This is a genomic window from Enterobacter sp. PI-10, from assembly GCF_027947695.1.
GTDB classification, from domain to species: domain Bacteria; phylum Pseudomonadota; class Gammaproteobacteria; order Enterobacterales; family Enterobacteriaceae; genus Enterobacter; species Enterobacter vonholyi.
Map to the genome: position 1 here is coordinate 56,257 of NZ_JAJNOG010000011.1, position 16,127 is coordinate 72,383.

The 16,127-nt window shown below is 54.0% G+C and carries 19 protein-coding genes; 9 read left to right on the plus strand and 10 right to left on the minus strand.

All coding sequences use genetic code 11. From position 1 onward, the window contains the following. Positions 1-34: 34 nt before the first annotated feature. On the minus strand, positions 35-1,228 hold the full coding sequence (tyrB, locus tag LRM19_RS19190) for an aromatic amino acid transaminase (protein WP_271369639.1): 1,194 nt from the start codon (positions 1,226-1,228) through the stop codon (positions 35-37). Positions 1,229-1,434: 206 nt separating this feature from the next. Here tyrB and LRM19_RS19195 point away from each other — a divergent pair, with 206 nt between their 5' ends. The 6 genes from LRM19_RS19195 (at position 1,435) to LRM19_RS19220 (ending at position 4,383) form a co-directional block, all read left to right on the plus strand. Further along, positions 1,435-1,992 carry a DUF2589 domain-containing protein gene (locus LRM19_RS19195; protein ID WP_271369640.1) on the plus strand — a complete coding sequence of 186 codons (558 nt, stop codon included), beginning with the start codon at positions 1,435-1,437 and terminating at the stop codon, positions 1,990-1,992. Positions 1,993-2,067: 75 nt separating this feature from the next. Beyond that, positions 2,068-2,670 (plus strand): DUF2589 domain-containing protein, encoded by a 603-nt coding sequence (locus LRM19_RS19200; RefSeq protein WP_271369641.1) that lies wholly within the window; start codon positions 2,068-2,070, stop codon positions 2,668-2,670. Beyond that, positions 2,670-3,119, plus strand: a complete 450-nt coding sequence (locus LRM19_RS19205) for a lysozyme (RefSeq protein WP_252093657.1) — start codon at positions 2,670-2,672, stop codon at positions 3,117-3,119. Before LRM19_RS19200 ends, LRM19_RS19205 begins: the two co-directional genes overlap by 1 nt. Positions 3,120-3,136: 17 nt before the next feature. Further along, a complete protein-coding gene (locus tag LRM19_RS19210) occupies positions 3,137-3,619 on the plus strand; it encodes a ribonuclease domain-containing protein (RefSeq protein ID WP_271369642.1) in 483 nt (160 codons plus the stop codon). Between the two features lie 65 nt (positions 3,620-3,684). Further along, a complete protein-coding gene (locus LRM19_RS19215) occupies positions 3,685-4,092 on the plus strand; it encodes a hypothetical protein (RefSeq protein WP_115876918.1) in 408 nt (135 codons plus the stop codon). Then, complete coding sequence (locus LRM19_RS19220; RefSeq protein WP_111967849.1) at positions 4,093-4,383, plus strand: hypothetical protein; 291 nt, start codon at positions 4,093-4,095, stop codon at positions 4,381-4,383. 80 nt (positions 4,384-4,463) lie between these two features. Here the strand turns inward: LRM19_RS19220 and LRM19_RS19225 are convergent, their stop codons facing one another. Continuing rightward, the gene (locus LRM19_RS19225) at positions 4,464-5,057 is read right to left on the minus strand and encodes a response regulator transcription factor (RefSeq protein ID WP_240741472.1); all 594 of its coding nucleotides are present in this window, start codon (positions 5,055-5,057) and stop codon (positions 4,464-4,466) included. Positions 5,058-5,373: 316 nt separating this feature from the next. Between LRM19_RS19225 and LRM19_RS19230 the strand changes: the two genes are divergently transcribed. Next, complete coding sequence (locus tag LRM19_RS19230) at positions 5,374-6,504, plus strand: hypothetical protein (protein WP_115876920.1); 1,131 nt, start codon at positions 5,374-5,376, stop codon at positions 6,502-6,504. Between the two features lie 51 nt (positions 6,505-6,555). Here LRM19_RS19230 and alr read toward each other — a convergent pair whose 3' ends face one another. Then, the gene (alr, locus tag LRM19_RS19235; protein ID WP_252093656.1) at positions 6,556-7,635 is read right to left on the minus strand and encodes an alanine racemase; all 1,080 of its coding nucleotides are present in this window, start codon (positions 7,633-7,635) and stop codon (positions 6,556-6,558) included. 16 nt (positions 7,636-7,651) lie between these two features. Beyond that, the gene (dnaB, locus tag LRM19_RS19240; protein ID WP_023310046.1) at positions 7,652-9,064 is read right to left on the minus strand and encodes a replicative DNA helicase; all 1,413 of its coding nucleotides are present in this window, start codon (positions 9,062-9,064) and stop codon (positions 7,652-7,654) included. 66 nt (positions 9,065-9,130) lie between these two features. Between dnaB and LRM19_RS19245 the strand changes: the two genes are divergently transcribed. Continuing rightward, positions 9,131-10,114 carry a quinone oxidoreductase gene (locus tag LRM19_RS19245; protein WP_271369643.1) on the plus strand — a complete coding sequence of 328 codons (984 nt, stop codon included), beginning with the start codon at positions 9,131-9,133 and terminating at the stop codon, positions 10,112-10,114. Positions 10,115-10,298: 184 nt separating this feature from the next. Here the strand turns inward: LRM19_RS19245 and pspG are convergent, their stop codons facing one another. The 4 genes from pspG to LRM19_RS19265 all read right to left on the minus strand — a co-directional run bounded on the left by pspG (position 10,299) and on the right by LRM19_RS19265 (position 13,727). Then, entirely contained in the window at positions 10,299-10,541 is a 243-nt protein-coding gene (gene pspG / locus LRM19_RS19250) for an envelope stress response protein PspG (RefSeq protein ID WP_271369667.1), read from the minus strand. A gap of 136 nt (positions 10,542-10,677) precedes the next feature. Further along, entirely contained in the window at positions 10,678-11,673 is a 996-nt protein-coding gene (gene dusA / locus LRM19_RS19255; protein WP_271369644.1) for a tRNA dihydrouridine(20/20a) synthase DusA, read from the minus strand. Between the two features lie 82 nt (positions 11,674-11,755). Next, on the minus strand, positions 11,756-13,066 hold the full coding sequence (locus tag LRM19_RS19260) for a conjugal transfer protein TraF (protein WP_115876924.1): 1,311 nt from the start codon (positions 13,064-13,066) through the stop codon (positions 11,756-11,758). Between the two features lie 172 nt (positions 13,067-13,238). After that, positions 13,239-13,727, minus strand: coding sequence for a cupin domain-containing protein (locus LRM19_RS19265; RefSeq protein WP_127729258.1), 489 nt, complete (start codon positions 13,725-13,727; stop codon positions 13,239-13,241). Between the two features lie 115 nt (positions 13,728-13,842). On the opposite strand from LRM19_RS19265, the gene zur reads away from it, so the two are divergent. Then, complete coding sequence (gene zur / locus LRM19_RS19270; RefSeq protein ID WP_008503369.1) at positions 13,843-14,355, plus strand: zinc uptake transcriptional repressor Zur; 513 nt, start codon at positions 13,843-13,845, stop codon at positions 14,353-14,355. A 47-nt stretch (positions 14,356-14,402) separates the two neighbouring features. Here the strand turns inward: zur and LRM19_RS19275 are convergent, their stop codons facing one another. After that, positions 14,403-14,612: a CsbD family protein gene (locus LRM19_RS19275; protein ID WP_024906712.1), complete on the minus strand. Its 210-nt coding sequence runs from the start codon at positions 14,610-14,612 to the stop codon at positions 14,403-14,405. Positions 14,613-14,732: 120 nt separating this feature from the next. Continuing rightward, entirely contained in the window at positions 14,733-16,070 is a 1,338-nt protein-coding gene (dinF, locus tag LRM19_RS19280) for an MATE family efflux transporter DinF (RefSeq protein WP_271369645.1), read from the minus strand. Positions 16,071-16,127: the final 57 nt, after the last annotated feature.

Sequence of the window (16,127 nt, forward strand, 5' to 3'; positions counted from 1 at the left end):
CCACAGGGAGAGGGGGGAAATGAATAGTGAGTACTTACATTACAGCGGCAAACGCCTGCGCCACGCGATGAACGTTGCTGGAATTCAGACCCGCCACGCACATACGGCCGCTGGCAATGAGATAAACGCCGAACTCTTCGCGCAGGCGATCGACCTGCGCCGCGCTCAGTCCGGTATAGCTGAACATCCCGCGCTGCTTGAGCAGATAGTCGAAGTTATGTCCCGGCACCGCCTCTTTCAGGACGTTAACCAGTTCCTGACGCATCAACAGAATGCGCTTACGCATCGCCTCCACTTCGCCAAGCCAGGACGCTTTCAGCTGCTCGTCACCGAGAACCGTCGCCACCACCTGCGCACCAAAGTTTGGCGGGCTGGAGTAGATACGGCGTACCGTCGCTTTCAGCTGGCCGAGCACGCGGCTGGCTGCTTCGGCATCCTCACAGACTACGGACAGACCGCCAACGCGTTCACCGTACAGGGAGAAGATTTTAGAGAAGGAGTTACTAACCAGAGCAGGCAGCCCGGCGCTGGCTACGGCGCGGATGGCGTAAGCATCTTCTTCCATGCCCGCGCCAAAGCCCTGGTAGGCAATGTCGAGGAACGGGATCAGGTCACGGGCCTTCAGTACCTCAATCACCGTATCCCACTGGGCGTTAGTGAGATCTGCACCGGTCGGGTTATGGCAGCATGGGTGCAGCAGCACAATACTGCGCGCCGGCAGCGTGTTCAGTTTTTCCAGCAGCGCTTCAACGCGCACGCCGTTAGTTTTGCTGTCGAACCACGGATAGGTCTCGACCTTGAAGCCTGCGCCCTCGAAGATCGCAACGTGGTTTTCCCACGTCGGGTCACTGACCCACACGCCTGAATCCGGGAAGTATTTTTTCAGGAAGTCTGCACCCACTTTCAGCGCACCCGAGCCGCCCAGCGTCTGGATGGTCGCCACGCGTTTTTGCGCGAGCACCGCGTGATCGGTGCCGAACAGCAGCGGTGCAATGGTGTTGCGATAAGCGTTTAGCCCTTCCATTGGCAGATAAAGAGAAGCGCCGTGTGGAACAGCGTTCAGACGCGCTTCGGCTTCGGCAACGGCTTTTAATTGAGGAATAATGCCATCCTCGTTGTAATACAGACCGATGCTGAGGTTCACTTTGTCGCTGCGAGGATCTTCTTTGAAACGCTCCATTAAGGAGAGGATAGGGTCGCCGGCATAGGCGTCAACTTTCTGAAACACGCGATGGTTCTCCGGAATTCGATGAGGCAGGGATTTCAACAATAAACCGGAATATCACGCAACACCACCCCTTAGGATTATCCTGCGATCGGCATAGGTTTTTTGCGTCCTTTAGCCATGACATTTACCCAATATTTTCTCCTTCTCGCTTTCCGTAATGTGACTCCTGCGCAACCGCGCATTCACTGATTCAAGGAGTTCACATCATGGATTCACAATTTATTGGTTCAGTTATTAACGCCCTGCCGCTGGAGCATATGATCGGCGGTCCGCTGCAGGCGATGATCAAAGCACAGGTTCAGGCGAGCAAGTCCTATACCGACTTCCTGCTCTCTGTCTGCATTAAAGACGGCAAAGCCGTCGCGATCGAGTTCGACTACGACGAAACCATGGTAGACGAACAAGGCGTGAACAAAGGCAGCGTGACCCGCAAGATGAGCATTCCGCTGCTGGCGGCGATCACGCACCCTATCATCTGTATCGAAGACGGCACCATCGACTTTGAGCTGGAAGTGAGCCAGAGCGAAGCCAGTTCCAGCAGTACCGAAGCGGAGGCCTCCGTGGAAGCGTCCGTCGGCTGGGGTGTCTTTAAAGCCAAAATGACCGGCAAAGTCTCCCATAAATCGGAGCAGACCCGTTCGACCGATACACGCGCGAAATATTCCATTCATACCCAGATTAAACGCCAGGAACCACCTGAAGCTCTGCAGCGCGTGATTGATTACCTGACCAACGCCAAAACCAAGCCTGTCGCCGCGCAATAATCTTCCACGCCGCGACATACGTGCGATTCCGTAACGCAGGGGCTACCCGGGTAGCCCTTTTTCCAGGAGCGAAATATGTCTTTTAAAAAATGGCTGCGCGGCGGCAAGGATGAAGAGCCGGAAAACAGGACGGGCAAAGAGGATGAAGGCACGCCGCCTGTACAGGAAAACACGCCCCCTACGCCGCCAGCCGATATTCCCGGCGTGCCGATCTCGCTTGAAGATATTACGCGCGGGATGCAGTACGCGGCCACGGCGGCCAACGAACTGATTGCTCAGCAGTATATGAAAGCGCTGGATCCCTTTTTCGAACCTGCTGAGGACGGTTCGTTGGTTCCACGCACGATACAGCTGGCACTGGATGAAAAGCACTACTTTGACCTGCCCTTGGTCGCACTTTCAACGCCGCGCGGGCTGATGCTGGAGAAAATGAAGGTCAACCTGACGATCCGTACGGAAGGCATGCAGGCACCTTCCCGCCAGTCTGGTGAAAACGAATTTGGTCGCTTTCACGTCAGCCTTTCGCCTTCCAGCGATAACAAAGGCGGGCGTGACAGCCGCCACGTCGATGTGGAGATGCAGTTTACCGCGCTTGAGCCACCGGAAAGCGTTATGCGCTTGATTGACGAATACACCAACAAGGTGATTCCCCGTCCGAAAGCAGAGGAGACTCCGTAATGCACACACAACCAGAACGTACAGGTGACAAGGGTATTCAGCTGATTTGCCAGTTTGAAGGACTGAAGCTGGAGCGTTATCGCGATGCCGTAGGTTTATGGACCATCGGCTATGGCCATTTGATCCTCAAAGAGGAGATGGAAAAGCTCACCAAAATTACTACCGGCGAAGCCAAAGAACTGCTGCGCAAAGATCTGAAACGCACCGAGGACGGCGTGAAAAAGCTGCTGAACCAGCCAGCAACGCAGGCGCAATTCGACGCGCTGGTTTCCTTCGCCTTCAACCTCGGCGTTGGCAATTTGAAGAAATCAACGCTGCTCAAAAAATTCAACGCTGGCGATGTTCAGGGCGCCGCACTGCAGTTCAAAAGCTGGAATAAGGCAGGCGGGAAGGTATTGGCTGGTCTGACGCGTCGCCGCGAGGCGGAAATGAAGTTATTTCTCAGTTAACTCGACAGGAAAAACACATGAAATCATTATCCATAGTGCAAATGGCCGTTCTTTCTGCTTCCTTATTCGCCGTTTTACAGGCTACTGCCGCCATACCAACCTGCGAAGATGAAATAAAGGAAGTTAACGCCTTTTTATCTTCTCAGGGTGTACCGCCCGTCAATAATGTGACCGAGCTGGCGACAACCCTTCGCCATATAAAAAATTTTGGCCGCCTGCCCGACCGCTATATCACGTCGGAAGAAGCCAAACGCCTCGGCTGGTCGGGGAGTGAAAGCGAGTCACTTTGGGGGTTGAAACTCACTCATCAAAAATGGATCGGAGGCGACAAATACAGCCATAGCGCTCTTCCTGCCGATCAGCCCTGGCTTAGCGCGGATGTGGATGTCGTAAAGGGCTATCGCTCTCCTGAACGTTTGATTTACAGCCTGTCAGGGCAACAGCGCTTTATCACTACCGATAAGTATCAGCATATTGTTGAGCTGGATCCCTGCCAATAATAAGCGCCCGTTACGATAATAAATCCCCTTTTTCGAGGGGGTTTATCCTTGCAGAGGATGAATGTATGTCTGACATCTATCTCCCGACCCTCATCAGCGAAGCCTTGCTGGCATTTTCAGGCTTATTTGGCGGCGTCAGTATTTCGTTTTTCTGGCAACCGCAGCGGCTGCATCAGCACAGCCGATTTATGGCAGGCATTATTTTTGGCGGAATCAGCATGGGTGCGGCCGTCGCATTAGGTGGCTTATCAGCCCGCTGGTTAAAGATAGACCTTAACCAGGCCGATATCACGCTTGGTTTAGGTTATATCCTCGGGGCAATGAGTAATGGTCTGATCGTCTGGCTGGCAAACTTTTTCCGCCGGCACGAACAGCGCGATATTTTTGATGTCGCCAGCGTCATCAAAAGCAAAGTCAGGCACGAGTCACTTTCTCCGCCTGATTTAACCCATAACAATCCCGATGGAGAGTAAATGCTTAACATAATGAATGGCTGGGTTCTTCCCTTTATTATCCTCGTCGACCTTGTCACCTCGCTGCTCATTTTGTTTGCAGCCTATAGTCGAAGAGTCCATGCTCTGCCGGTAATGTGTAAAGTCGGCTTAGCTGCCCTCGCCTTTGGCTTTTTTGGTGAGAGCAGTTTAAACATGAAATTTATCCTTACTGGGGCTGATATACTGAGTGACAGTTTTCCCTTCTGGCTATTGCAGGACTTTGGAACTCTGGTGGTCGTGATATACTATTTCAAATCTCAGTATCATTAAAAAAAGCGCGACAGTATTCTGCCTGTCGCGCTTTTCACTAAACATAGTTTGATACCAATCCTGCGTCTTACAAAAACGGCCTAATTGCCCATATATTTAAAATAGAGCATTGCAGCCTGTGTTCGATTGTTGACCTGCAATCGGTGAAAAATGGATTCCAGATGTACTTTGACCGTACCAGCACTGATATTCAGTTGTCTGCTGATCTGCTTATTTGTTCCTCCATTCGCCAGCAGCTTGAGCACTTCCTTCTGCCGACGACTCAGAGTATGAATCGGTAAACCGCCAGTGGGTTGTTCTCGCTGAATCACGGCCTGCTCCGGAAAGCAGACCACACCCGAGGAAACCATGCTAAGTATCTGGCTGATTTTCTCGGCGGGAAGATCCTTAGTAAAAATGCCCTTAATGCTTTGACGAATGTAGAAGTTGAATATCTTATCCGTCGTTTTTCGTAACATTACCACGATCGGTAGCTCAGGCCAGTTTGACATCAAATTTGTGATAAAATCACGGCATTTCATTTCACCATCCAGCAAAATAATGCTGACTGGCATAGAGGTTAAAATTGCGTGTGCATCTTCAAAGTTGTTCGCTGAAAAAACAGTGCATTCCGGCATTACGCGTTCCAGCTCTGTTTTCATACCGTGAATGAAGATCGGTAATTCATCGATCATTAATATGTTCATTGTAGCATAACCCCGTGTGAAATCTATTTTCTTAGATTATTCAACTAACTTATTCCGAAATTAAGTATGCGTGCTATTGCAGAACTGTAAAAACAGCATTCGGCATAAGGCAAATGTCATATGCCTAAGCACAAAGTTAAGCAGTGCTACACATTAAACATAGCCATATTTAATTAAGAACGAACTTATCGCTATCAAAAATACCCTGGGCTTAATAGCATATTTCTCGAAATATTGCCGACACGTATTATTTAACTGCACGCGTGCCATCCACCTACATATTAATATTTCAATGAGGTCATTTATGACAATACTAACAGTGTATTTCTGTGGTACTGGTTCTAATAAGTTTGATGAGTCTCATGCTAATTACTGGAACGGCGAGCTCATTTCTTCTCTGGCCGCCAATAACAAGGGTAAAGAGTTCGCCGAATGGGTCATTCTTGATGGCCCGGGAAGCGGTAATCTTCAAAGCGATGAACTTTGGGTCAAAAGCGGAGAATATTCTCAGCTTCGGGCCCAGCTTCTGGGCAGCGGCTGGAATGAGAATGTTCAGCACGCGATCAATATTATTAAAGGGCACGTTGACTGGCAGCGAGAAAAGCTCACAAAAGAGAACTATGAGCAGCTCAAAAAGGCGGGCGTGCCGATTCAGGACGTTGAGGTTACCGGATCGTTTTGGTGGCGCAAGTATGATTATGGTGACCGTAAAGTGACCCAGCAGGCGCTGCAGCAGCAAATTATTAAAACCTTCCGTCAGGGCCAGATTCTGCCCACTCAGGTGAACCTTGTGGGATGGAGCCGGGGCGGAATTAGCTGCCATATGCTTGCGAATGCGATGCTGGCCGATCCCCTTTTGACGACTATTCCGGTGAATATTTTCGCTGTCGATCCGGTTCCGGGAATGGGTAATTTCCAGCCGGAAAAAGTCACTCTGGGCAGCAACGTGAAGGAGTATGTGGCTTTCTATGCCCGACACGAGCGTTCAAAAGGTTTCTCGTGCGTCATTCCACAGACCGATAGCACGACAAAGGTACATATTTATCCTATGTCTGGTCGTCATGCTACGCTGGTGGGAAATGCGTCGGCTAATGGGAATAGCGGGGAAAAAGTGGTGCATGAACCGGGCACGATCGTGCGTCATTTTGCCGAAGTTTGCCTGCAAAGATGGGGGGTCACGCTGGATAAAAAGCTCAATCTTGATGGTGTGCAGCTGCTGGAATTGCATCAGGTCATTCAGCGTAACGCTCCGCTGTTCGCCGAAATGCAGAAAACGGTGTACACCATTTCGGAAAACGATGGGGGAGAACGCTATGTCTCACTGGGCAATACAGGAAAACGCTTCTCATCCATCCAAGGCGCGCGCTTCAGTCCAGAGTCAGGGCTGGCGTCAGATTATTTAACGAATCAGGCGATTTATAACGTGTTGAAATAAGCGTTACTTGTCCAACGGCAGCGTATGCCGTTGGACTGTTATGTACACGTTTCAGTCGACGTACTTCATCGCCACCCGAGACGTCAGGCGGGTAATAAGTTCGTAAGCACTCACTTTAGTGATTTCAGCAATACGTTCAACGGGTAAACCTTCCCCCCACATCACCACATCGTCGCCGGGCTTATCCTGGGCTTCAGGTCCCAGATCGACACAAATCATGTCCATCGCCACGCGGCCAACGATCTTCACCTCGCGACCGTTGACCAGAACCGGCGTACCCGACGGCGCGGCACGGGGATAACCGTCGCCATAGCCCATCGCCACCACGCCGAGACGGGTATCACGCTCGCTGGTCCAGGTACCGCCGTAGCCCACCGGCTCACCCGCTTTATGGTCACGCACGGCAATCAGGTTAGAGACCAGCGACATGACCGGCTGGAAACCCATGTCCGGTCCCCAAGGCTTATTCTCCAGCGGCGACACGCCGTAAAGGATGATGCCCGGTCGCGCCCAGTCGAAATGCGACTGCGGCCACAGCAGGATCCCGCCGGAAGCTGCGATCGAGCGCATCCCCGGCTTGCCTTCGCAGAAGGTATTAAAGATATCCAGCTGCCGCTCGGTTGCACCGCACTCGGGCTCATCGGCACGGGCGAAGTGGCTGACAATATTCACCGGCTGGCGCACGTTTTTGCACCGGCATAAACGCTGGTAAAACGCTTCCGCGCTTTCAGGACGCACGCCCAGACGGTGCATGCCCGTGTCGAGCTTCATCCAGACGGTCACCGGCTCGCTCAGCTCGGCGGTTTCAAGTGCGGCCAGCTGTTCTTCATTGTGTACCGCCGTGTGCAGATGCTGGTCAGCAATGGTTGGCAGATCGCTGGCTTCGAAAAAACCTTCGAGGAGAAGAATCGGTTGGGTAATTCCCCCCGCGCGCAGACGGAGGGCTTCTTCAAGACGGGCGACGCCAAAGGCATCGGCATCGGGGAGCGTTCGCGCGGTCTCAAGAAGACCGTGTCCGTAAGCGTTCGCTTTCACGACTGCAACGAGCTTGCTGGCAGGCGCCAGTTCACGCAGACGTTGCAGGTTGTGTCGCAGAGCGCGGCGGTTAATAACAACAGTTGCCGCTTGCATTTGAATTCCTTAGAAATTACTCATCATCATATTGAGGACCGGCATAGTTGTCGAAACGCGACCACTGTCCGTTAAAGGTCAGACGTACCGTCCCGATCGGGCCGTTACGTTGTTTACCAATAATAATTTCGGCGATCCCTTTCAGGTCGCTGTTCTCGTGATAAACCTCATCACGGTAGATAAACATGATTAAGTCGGCATCCTGCTCGATGGAGCCGGATTCACGCAGGTCGGAGTTGACCGGGCGCTTGTCGGCGCGTTGTTCCAGAGAACGGTTAAGCTGCGACAGCGCCACCACCGGCACGTGCAGCTCTTTGGCTAATGCCTTGAGCGAGCGGGAAATCTCCGCAATTTCCAGCGTACGGTTGTCGGAAAGCGACGGGACGCGCATCAGCTGAAGGTAGTCGATCATGATGAGGCCGATGCCGCCGTGTTCACGGGCGATACGGCGCGCGCGGGAACGAACCTCCGTCGGCGTCAGGCCGGAGGAGTCATCGATATAGATGTTCCGTTTTTCCAGCAGAATGCCCATGGTGCCGGAGATGCGCGCCCAGTCTTCATCATCGAGCTGGCCGGTACGAATGCGGGTCTGATCCACGCGAGACAGCGATGCCAGAGAACGCATCATGATCTGCTCGGAGGGCATCTCAAGGCTGAAGATCAGTACCGGCTTATCCTGCAACATCGCTGCGTTTTCAACGAGGTTCATCGCAAAGGTCGTTTTACCCATCGACGGACGCGCGGCGACGATGATCAAATCCGACGGCTGCAGGCCGGCGGTTTTCTTGTTCAAATCGTCATAGCCGGTGTTTACCCCGGTCACACCGTCGTGCGGCTGCTGGAACAGCTGTTCAATACGGGCAACGGTGGCGTCGAGGACATCGGCGATGTTTTTTGGGCCTTCGTCTTTATTGGCGCGGCTTTCGGCGATTTTAAAGACCCGGGACTCAGCAAGGTCGAGCAGGTCTTCGCTGGTACGCCCCTGCGGATCAAAACCAGCTTCGGCGATCTCGTTCGCCACCGAGATCATCTCACGGACGACGGCACGTTCGCGCACGATATCGGCATAAGCGCTGATGTTCGCCGCACTAGGCGTGTTTTTTGACAGTTCCGCCAGATAGGCAAACCCACCGCAGCTGTCGAGCTGACCAAGACGCTCCAGTGATTCCGCGAGCGTGATCAGGTCGATCGGGCTGCCCGACTCCTGCAGACGCGCCATTTCGGTAAAGATGTGGCGGTGCGGGCGGGTGTAGAAATCTTCCGCCACGACGCGCTCGGCGACGTCGTCCCAGCGCTCGTTATCCAGCATTAAACCGCCCAACACCGACTGTTCCGCTTCAATCGAGTGCGGCGGGACCTTTAACCCTGCGACCTGGAAATCACGCTCGCGAGGTTCAGTCTGTTTGTTGAAGGGTTTGTTTCCTGCCATAGTGAATGGAGTTACCGAGATAAAGAGTGGGTCGAAAGATTACCATATTTTTCTTACGGAGGGAGCATGGCAACGCGCATTGAATTCCAGAAACACGGTGGGCCAGACGTACTCAAAGCGGTGGAGTTCACCCCCACCGCGCCTGGCGAAAACGAAGTGCAGGTTGAAAACAAAGCCATAGGCATAAACTACATCGACACCTATATTCGCGGCGGGCTCTACCCGCCTCCGTCGATACCGAGCGGACTGGGCACCGAGGCAGCCGGTGTCGTCGTCAAAGTGGGCAGCGGGGTTAAGCATATTAAAGAGGGCGACCGCGTGGTATATGCGCAGTCAGCGCTGGGCGCTTACAGCTCCGTCCACAACGTTCCGGCGGATAAAGCCGCCCTGTTGCCTAACGCCATCTCCTTTGAGCAGGCGGCGGCCTCCTTCCTGAAAGGCTTAACCGTTTACTACCTGCTGCGTAAAACCTATGAAATTAAACCCGACGAGCAGTTCCTGTTTCATGCCGCGGCGGGCGGCGTCGGGCTCATCGCCTGTCAGTGGGCAAAAGCCCTGGGCGCAAAACTGATCGGCACCGTGGGCAATGCCCAAAAAGCGCAGCGCGCGCTGCAGGCGGGCGCCTGGCAGGTGATTAACTATCGTGATGAGAGCATTGTCGAACGGCTGAAGGAGATCACCAGCGGCAAAAAGGTGCGCGTCGTGTATGACTCGGTTGGGAAAGACACCTGGGAAGCGTCGCTGGACTGTCTGCAGCGTCGTGGGCTGATGGTGAGCTTCGGCAATGCGTCAGGCGCTGTCACCGGCGTGAATCTTGGTATTCTGAATCAGAAAGGTTCGCTGTACGTCACGCGCCCTTCCCTGCAGGGCTACATCACCAACCGGGAAGAACTTGAAGAAGCCAGCAACGAGCTGTTCTCGCTGATCGCCAGCGGTGTCATCAAAGTGGACGTGGCAGATGCGCAGAAATTCGCGCTGACCGATGCGCAGCGCGCGCATGAGGTGCTGGAGAGCCGGGCGACGCAGGGGTCGAGCCTGTTGATTCCCTGAGCCCCAAAAAGAAATGGGGCTTCCCGTGGGAAGCCCTTTCTTTTTTTAGTTCGGCTGTATGTAGGGTACAGCACGATGAATTCTTTAACGGCAGTCATAGTGACAGATTCGATAAGTAAATCCTATTCTGTTCTAAGCCATGCTGCCGGAAAAGTTACAACTATGTGACGAACCCCTCAATACCTTAGTAACGAAAGCGGTTATTGCGCTGATAACCGGGCACTTTTGGCGATTTAATCGACCGAATCACCCACACCACAGCAACGGCCAGCAGTAACCACGGCAGCAGTTTGATCGTCAGCGCAAACAGTCCGCCAATAAACATGGCCACCGTCGCCACCACGATAGCCGCCAGAATGCCGAGCAGCGAAACGCCTGTCGCTAACAGCATGACAAAAAAGCCAATCACAAAAAGTAGTTCCAGCATGGTGCTCTCCCACGAGTTCCCGAGTAATGCATTAAGCATTACAAGATCCATGCCAAAGCTAACGTTTTGTTCTTAAAGCAAAACGCCCCGCGAGAACTCGCAGGGCGTGGTGAATTTGACGAACTTTTAGCGAAAGTTATCGCTTGTCTGCCACCAGTCGCAGCGCATGTTCCAGCACCTCAATATCGGCTCCGGCTTTATGCGCATTCTCGCTCAGGTAGCGGCGCCACTGACGCGCGCCCGGTATACCCTGGAACAGACCCAGCATATGGCGGGTGATGTGGCCGAGATACGTACCGTTGCTCAGCTCGCGCTCAATATAAGGGTACATCGCACGCACGACGCCAACCGGATCGGTGTCTGAACCTTCGATGCCAAAGATTTCGCGATCGACCGTCGCCAGAATGCCCGGGTTCTGGTACGCCTCGCGGCCGACCATCACGCCATCCATATGCGCCAGATGCGCTTTGGCCTCTTCCAGCGACTTAATGCCGCCGTTGATCGACATCGTCAGGTGCGGGAAGTCACGCTTCAGTTGATACACGCGCGGGTAGTCCAGCGGCGGGATTTCGCGGTTCTCTTTCGGGCTCAGGCCGGAGAGCCAGGCTTTTCGCGCGTGGATGATGAACATCTCGCATTCGCCCTTTCCGGAGACCGTATCGATGAAGTTGCACAGGAATTCGTAGCTGTCCTGGTCGTCAATCCCGATACGGGTTTTGACCGTCACCGGAATGGAAACGACGTCGCGCATCGCCTTGATACAGTCCGCTACCAGCTGGGCATTCCCCATCAGGCAGGCACCGAACATACCGTTTTGCACACGGTCGGACGGGCAGCCAACGTTCAGGTTGATCTCGTCGTAGCCGCGCGCTTCCGCCAGCTTCGCGCACTGCGCCAGCGCGGCCGGATCGCTGCCGCCCAGCTGCAGGGCAACCGGATGCTCTTCTTCGCTATAGGCCAGATAGTCGCCTTTCCCGTGAATGATTGCGCCTGTGGTCACCATTTCGGTGTACAGCAGCGTATGGCGGGAGAGCTGGCGCAGGAAATAGCGGCAGTGTCTGTCCGTCCAGTCGAGCATCGGCGCAATGGAGAAACGGTGTGCGGGGAAAGCGGTCTGTGATTCTGACGACATGGCGAAGTTTTAAGCATCTGGTGGAAAAGGGGCGCTACTATAGCACAAAGAAAAGCCGGAGGCGCAGCGCCTCCGGTGGACTTTAGAACGTCATGCTCAGCTGAGCCCCTGCGCCCCAGGTTTCGTCTTCACCGTACAGGCCCATCAGGTCAACATGCACGGTGCTAAACGGCGCGAAACCGACACCGCCGGTAAAGACATTGCTGTCGTTACCCTTCACGTCTGCACGATAACCCGCACGCACCGCCAGCCAGCTCAGCGGCGTCACCTCGGCACCGACACCCACGTACTGCGACGTATCTTCGCTCTTGAAGCCTTTGGTTTCGGTCAGATCGCCATCGGCGGTCAGCGTCACCAGGTCGTTGTGCCAGGCGGCACCGGCGGTTACCAGCGGGCGGATCTGATAGGTGTCTTTATAGCTCACCACTTCTCCCGTACGGCCGTTGCGGATACGGATATCTTTGGTGTCGATATCGCGCGACATCAGGTTTTGTCCGCTCACGCCAACGGTCCAGTGTTCGCCAAAATCGGCCGCAATACCGGCATCCACGTTAAAGCCCGTATCGTCAGTGCGGTAGCGGCTATCGTTCCACTTGTTACTGTCGTAATCGTAGATTGACGTGGTGTAGTTATAGACCCAGGTTTTTTGCAGCTTTGGCGTCACGCCCACGGAAACAGGGACGCCGCCGAGGTCAAACTGGCGGGCAACGGCAACACCATAGTCTGAGACAATCGCTGCCCGGCCAGACGCGGTTGAGTTGAGGTTTTTAGTGATCTGATCCGTGCCGTTCAGCGCAGCGTCCAGTGCAACACCGGCAGCCACCACATTACTGCGTTGAATACCGCGAAGGTAATCAATATCCTGCTGATCGATAGACGAGCTCACCCGGCCATGGGCATAGCCTTTCGCCATGAAGGCTACCGAAAGGACATCGTTAGGGATACTCACCGCAAGCCCTGCACCAGCCGTTGCGCGTGCGGTTTTGCCTTTGAGATAGTCCAGCTCATCGGCCAGATCTTTGGCCGCGCCCTGGAATTGATTAATGGAACCTAATGGATTGGTGATAATTTCTCTTGGCGTGAGATTATCAACCACATCCTTGTAGTGATTGATTTTGTCGTTGATGGTATCAATCTCGTCCTGAAGATTGTCCTCATCCGTTACCTGTACGCCAACGGACGGCAAAATGACCGTCACATCATCGTCAGGTTTTGCCTTTGCCAGCAGCGCGGGGTTGATTAATGCCCCACTGCCATAGCTCCCGGAGGCAACGCCAGTGCCACCCATTGCGTCGCTTCGTGATTCTGTCCAGGTATTGGCTGCTCCCGCCTGATTTGCCATAAACAAGGAAACAGCGATACTAACCACCGAAAATTTAAAATTTTTTTTCACAGTATGCCCGTTATAGTCTGTTATGAAATAACCCCTGTCTGTTATCACCCAAACAGGAACGAACTATTGCTGTGAATAAGTAGTAAAAGACCCGCTATTTCTATCCCTAAGTAAAACTCCCTTACGGCCTGTTATATTTTGTGACGGCCCTCAATATTTATAGAAGAGGAAATTATTTTTTCCCAGGTTTTCCATCATGCGGTCCAAAAAACTGGGGCGGGTGGTCTACCCAGCGATCCTCTCGGGTAGCGGCATAAACCGGATTAAGCGGATAGTATATGCGGTTATGCTTCTTGTTGGCCTCGCCAACGACCAGGAGCCGAACCTCGTCGTCCGTGTTGTTGATAAAGGTATGACAGATGCCGGTACCGGCGGGAAAACCTACGCTGTCGCCAGGCTCCAGCTTCCACAAGTAGCCATTAATCCAGGCGTCAGGGTGGCCTTCAAGCACGTAAATAAACTCTTCTTCGTCGCTCTCCGCGTGCGGATAGGACGTCCTGCGCCCAGGCGGCAGGCGCTCATGATGGATGCCAATACGCCCGAGCCCAAGCTTTCGAGCCAGCGGGGCGCCGATAGAAAAAAGCTCATCGCTATCTGGATAGGTCGAATCATCCGCGCCTTCTACGTCGCGCCAGTGCCGAATACAGTCAGGTTTTTTCATTGTTTATTTCCCGGTTTGTAATGGGTCAGGTATAGCACAGACTGGCGGATCTCGGCGTTTTTACCAGAACATGATAAAGTGAGGGTTTTCCGTCCTATAACATCCGGGGTGCTACATGGATAAGTCCACAAAAGAGCTGTTAGCGCAGGCCGAAAAGCTGTGTGCGCAACGCAATGTGCGCCTGACTCCGCAGCGCCTTGAAGTATTACGCCTGATGAGCCTGCAGCAGGGTGCTATCAGCGCCTACGATCTGCTCGACCTGCTCCGCGAAAGCGAGCCGCAGGCAAAGCCGCCGACGGTTTATCGCGCACTGGATTTCCTGCTGGAACAAGGGTTCGTGCACAAGGTGGAATCCACCAACAGCTATGTGCTGTGCCATCTGTTCGATCAGCCCACCCACACATCGGCGATGTTTATCTGTGACCGCTGCGGCGTGGTGAAAGAAGAAGCTGCGGAAGGCGTGGAAGATATAATGCATACGCTGGCAGCGAAAATGGGCTTTGCCCTGCGTCATAACGTGATTGAAGCCCACGGGCTCTGTTCCGCGTGCGTGGAGGTGGAAGCCTGTCGTCATCAGGACGCGTGTCAGCACGACCACTCTATCCTGGTGAAGAAAAAGCCGCGTTAGCGGCAAAAGATAAGGCGGCTTAGAGCCGCCCTGTGGGTTATTCAGCGTTACCAGCGGTAGTCGTTACGGGTTTCCCAGTCTTTGACTTCGTTTTCCGCCTGATCTTTCGCGTAGCCGTAACGTTCCTGAATTTTACCGACAAGCTGATCGCGTTTACCTTCAATGACGGTCATATCGTCATCAGTCAGCTTACCCCACTTTTCTTTCGCTTTACCTTTGAACTGCTTCCAGTTGCCGCCGATTTCGTCTTTATTCATCATCGTGTCCTCTTAGTTAAGCGTCGGGTCGTAACGTCCGTTACGTTCTTTTCTGCTGGACGTGATAATTATTGTAGTTAAGGATTCCGTAGTTAATTTCATATTCGGAATCTTTAACCGTCACGATATATCGTGGCGCGAAGAGAACCAGGTATCGTTTTGCCAGTGGCGGTGCCAGATAAACGCCAGCGATAACCCGCGCAGCGAGAGGAAGACGGCCAGGGCCAGCCACAAACCGTGATTACCCAGCCAGGGAAGCGTTAGCAGCGTCAGACCAAACCCTGCCGCCGCGACCGCCATGCTGTTGCGCATTTCCGCTCCGCGCGTCGCACCAATAAACATGCCGTCCAGCAGATAACACCAGACGCCGACCACCGGTAAGATGACTTGCCAGAGGAGATAGTGACTCGCCAGCTCGCGCAGAGCAGGTATAGACGTCAGCAATGCAACGATCTGCTCACCAAAGCAGGCGTAAACCAGACCAAAGGCCAGCGCCACCAGTCCCGACTGACGGCAGGCTGCCCGCCAGACAGCCCGAAGCTGCCCGCTTTCTCGCGCACCGTACGCCTGCCCGGAATGCGCTTCAACCGCGTAGGCAAAACCGTCCAGCGCATAGGCGGTAAAGGTCAGAAGCGTCATCAATATCGCGTTGACCGCCACGATTTCTGGCCCCAGTCGAGCCCCGAAAACCGTCAGCGCGCCGAAGCAGAGCTGAAGAAGCAGCGAGCGCAGCATGATGTCACGGTTGAGGGCCAGCAGCTTACGGATATTGCCACACCATGCGGTTTTGAGCAGCGCCAGAGAGATCCCGCGCATCGCCAGCACGCGCCAGACCATCCACAAGCCAATGATAAAGGTCCCGTATTCGGCAATCGCCGTCGCCAGCGCCGCGCCCCGCACGTTCATATGCAGGCCCATCACCAGCCAGATATCCAGCACAATGTTGAGAAGGTTGCCCACCACCAGCAAAATCACTGGCGCCCGTGCATACTGAACGCCCAGTAGCCACCCCAGCAGAACCAGGTTAGCCAGCGACGCTGGCGCGCTGAGCCAGCGGATTTCAAGGAAACGTCGCGCCTGATCCAGTACCGCCTCGCTGCCGCCAACGATATGAAGCGCAAGATCGATCAGGGGTGTCCGCAATACAACGATTAATGCACCCGCGCCAAGCGCGAGTATCAGCGGCTGCACCAGCGCACGCGCCAGACGCAGCGGATCTTTCGCACCATAAGCCTGTGCGGTAAGACCGGTGGTGCTCATGCGTAAAAAGAGCAGCAGCATAAACAGGAAGCTGGTTGCCGTCGCGCCAATCGCCACGCCGCCAAGATAAACCGGTGAATCAAGATGGCCTATAACGGCAGTATCAACCAGTCCCAGTAAAGGCACGGTAATATTGGAGAAAATCATCGGCAGGGCAAGACGCCACAATGCCTTATCTGATGCCGTCAGTAGTGACATGCGAAATACCGGGAAAGGTAGATGAACAGGCTACAGCGGAAGCGTAGCCTGTCAGGA

What these genes read in the sequence shown, in the direction of transcription:
- LRM19_RS19225 (WP_240741472.1), bottom strand. Translation starts at nt 5,057, where the DNA reads ATGATCGATGAATTACCGATCTTCATTCACGGTATGAAAACAGAGCTG.
- LRM19_RS19220 (WP_111967849.1), top strand. Translation starts at nt 4,093, where the DNA reads ATGCTTAACATAATGAATGGCTGGGTTCTTCCCTTTATTATCCTCGTC.
- LRM19_RS19245 (WP_271369643.1), top strand. Translation starts at nt 9,131, where the DNA reads ATGGCAACGCGCATTGAATTCCAGAAACACGGTGGGCCAGACGTACTC.
- pspG (WP_271369667.1), bottom strand. Translation starts at nt 10,541, where the DNA reads ATGCTGGAACTACTTTTTGTGATTGGCTTTTTTGTCATGCTGTTAGCG.
- alr (WP_252093656.1), bottom strand. Translation starts at nt 7,635, where the DNA reads ATGCAAGCGGCAACTGTTGTTATTAACCGCCGCGCTCTGCGACACAAC.
- LRM19_RS19215 (WP_115876918.1), top strand. Translation starts at nt 3,685, where the DNA reads ATGTCTGACATCTATCTCCCGACCCTCATCAGCGAAGCCTTGCTGGCA.
- LRM19_RS19205 (WP_252093657.1), top strand. Translation starts at nt 2,670, where the DNA reads ATGCACACACAACCAGAACGTACAGGTGACAAGGGTATTCAGCTGATT.
- dinF (WP_271369645.1), bottom strand. Translation starts at nt 16,070, where the DNA reads ATGTCACTACTGACGGCATCAGATAAGGCATTGTGGCGTCTTGCCCTG.
- LRM19_RS19200 (WP_271369641.1), top strand. Translation starts at nt 2,068, where the DNA reads ATGTCTTTTAAAAAATGGCTGCGCGGCGGCAAGGATGAAGAGCCGGAA.
- dnaB (WP_023310046.1), bottom strand. Translation starts at nt 9,064, where the DNA reads ATGGCAGGAAACAAACCCTTCAACAAACAGACTGAACCTCGCGAGCGT.
- zur (WP_008503369.1), top strand. Translation starts at nt 13,843, where the DNA reads ATGGATAAGTCCACAAAAGAGCTGTTAGCGCAGGCCGAAAAGCTGTGT.
- LRM19_RS19210 (WP_271369642.1), top strand. Translation starts at nt 3,137, where the DNA reads ATGAAATCATTATCCATAGTGCAAATGGCCGTTCTTTCTGCTTCCTTA.
- LRM19_RS19230 (WP_115876920.1), top strand. Translation starts at nt 5,374, where the DNA reads ATGACAATACTAACAGTGTATTTCTGTGGTACTGGTTCTAATAAGTTT.
- dusA (WP_271369644.1), bottom strand. Translation starts at nt 11,673, where the DNA reads ATGTCGTCAGAATCACAGACCGCTTTCCCCGCACACCGTTTCTCCATT.
- LRM19_RS19275 (WP_024906712.1), bottom strand. Translation starts at nt 14,612, where the DNA reads ATGAATAAAGACGAAATCGGCGGCAACTGGAAGCAGTTCAAAGGTAAA.
- LRM19_RS19265 (WP_127729258.1), bottom strand. Translation starts at nt 13,727, where the DNA reads ATGAAAAAACCTGACTGTATTCGGCACTGGCGCGACGTAGAAGGCGCG.
- LRM19_RS19195 (WP_271369640.1), top strand. Translation starts at nt 1,435, where the DNA reads ATGGATTCACAATTTATTGGTTCAGTTATTAACGCCCTGCCGCTGGAG.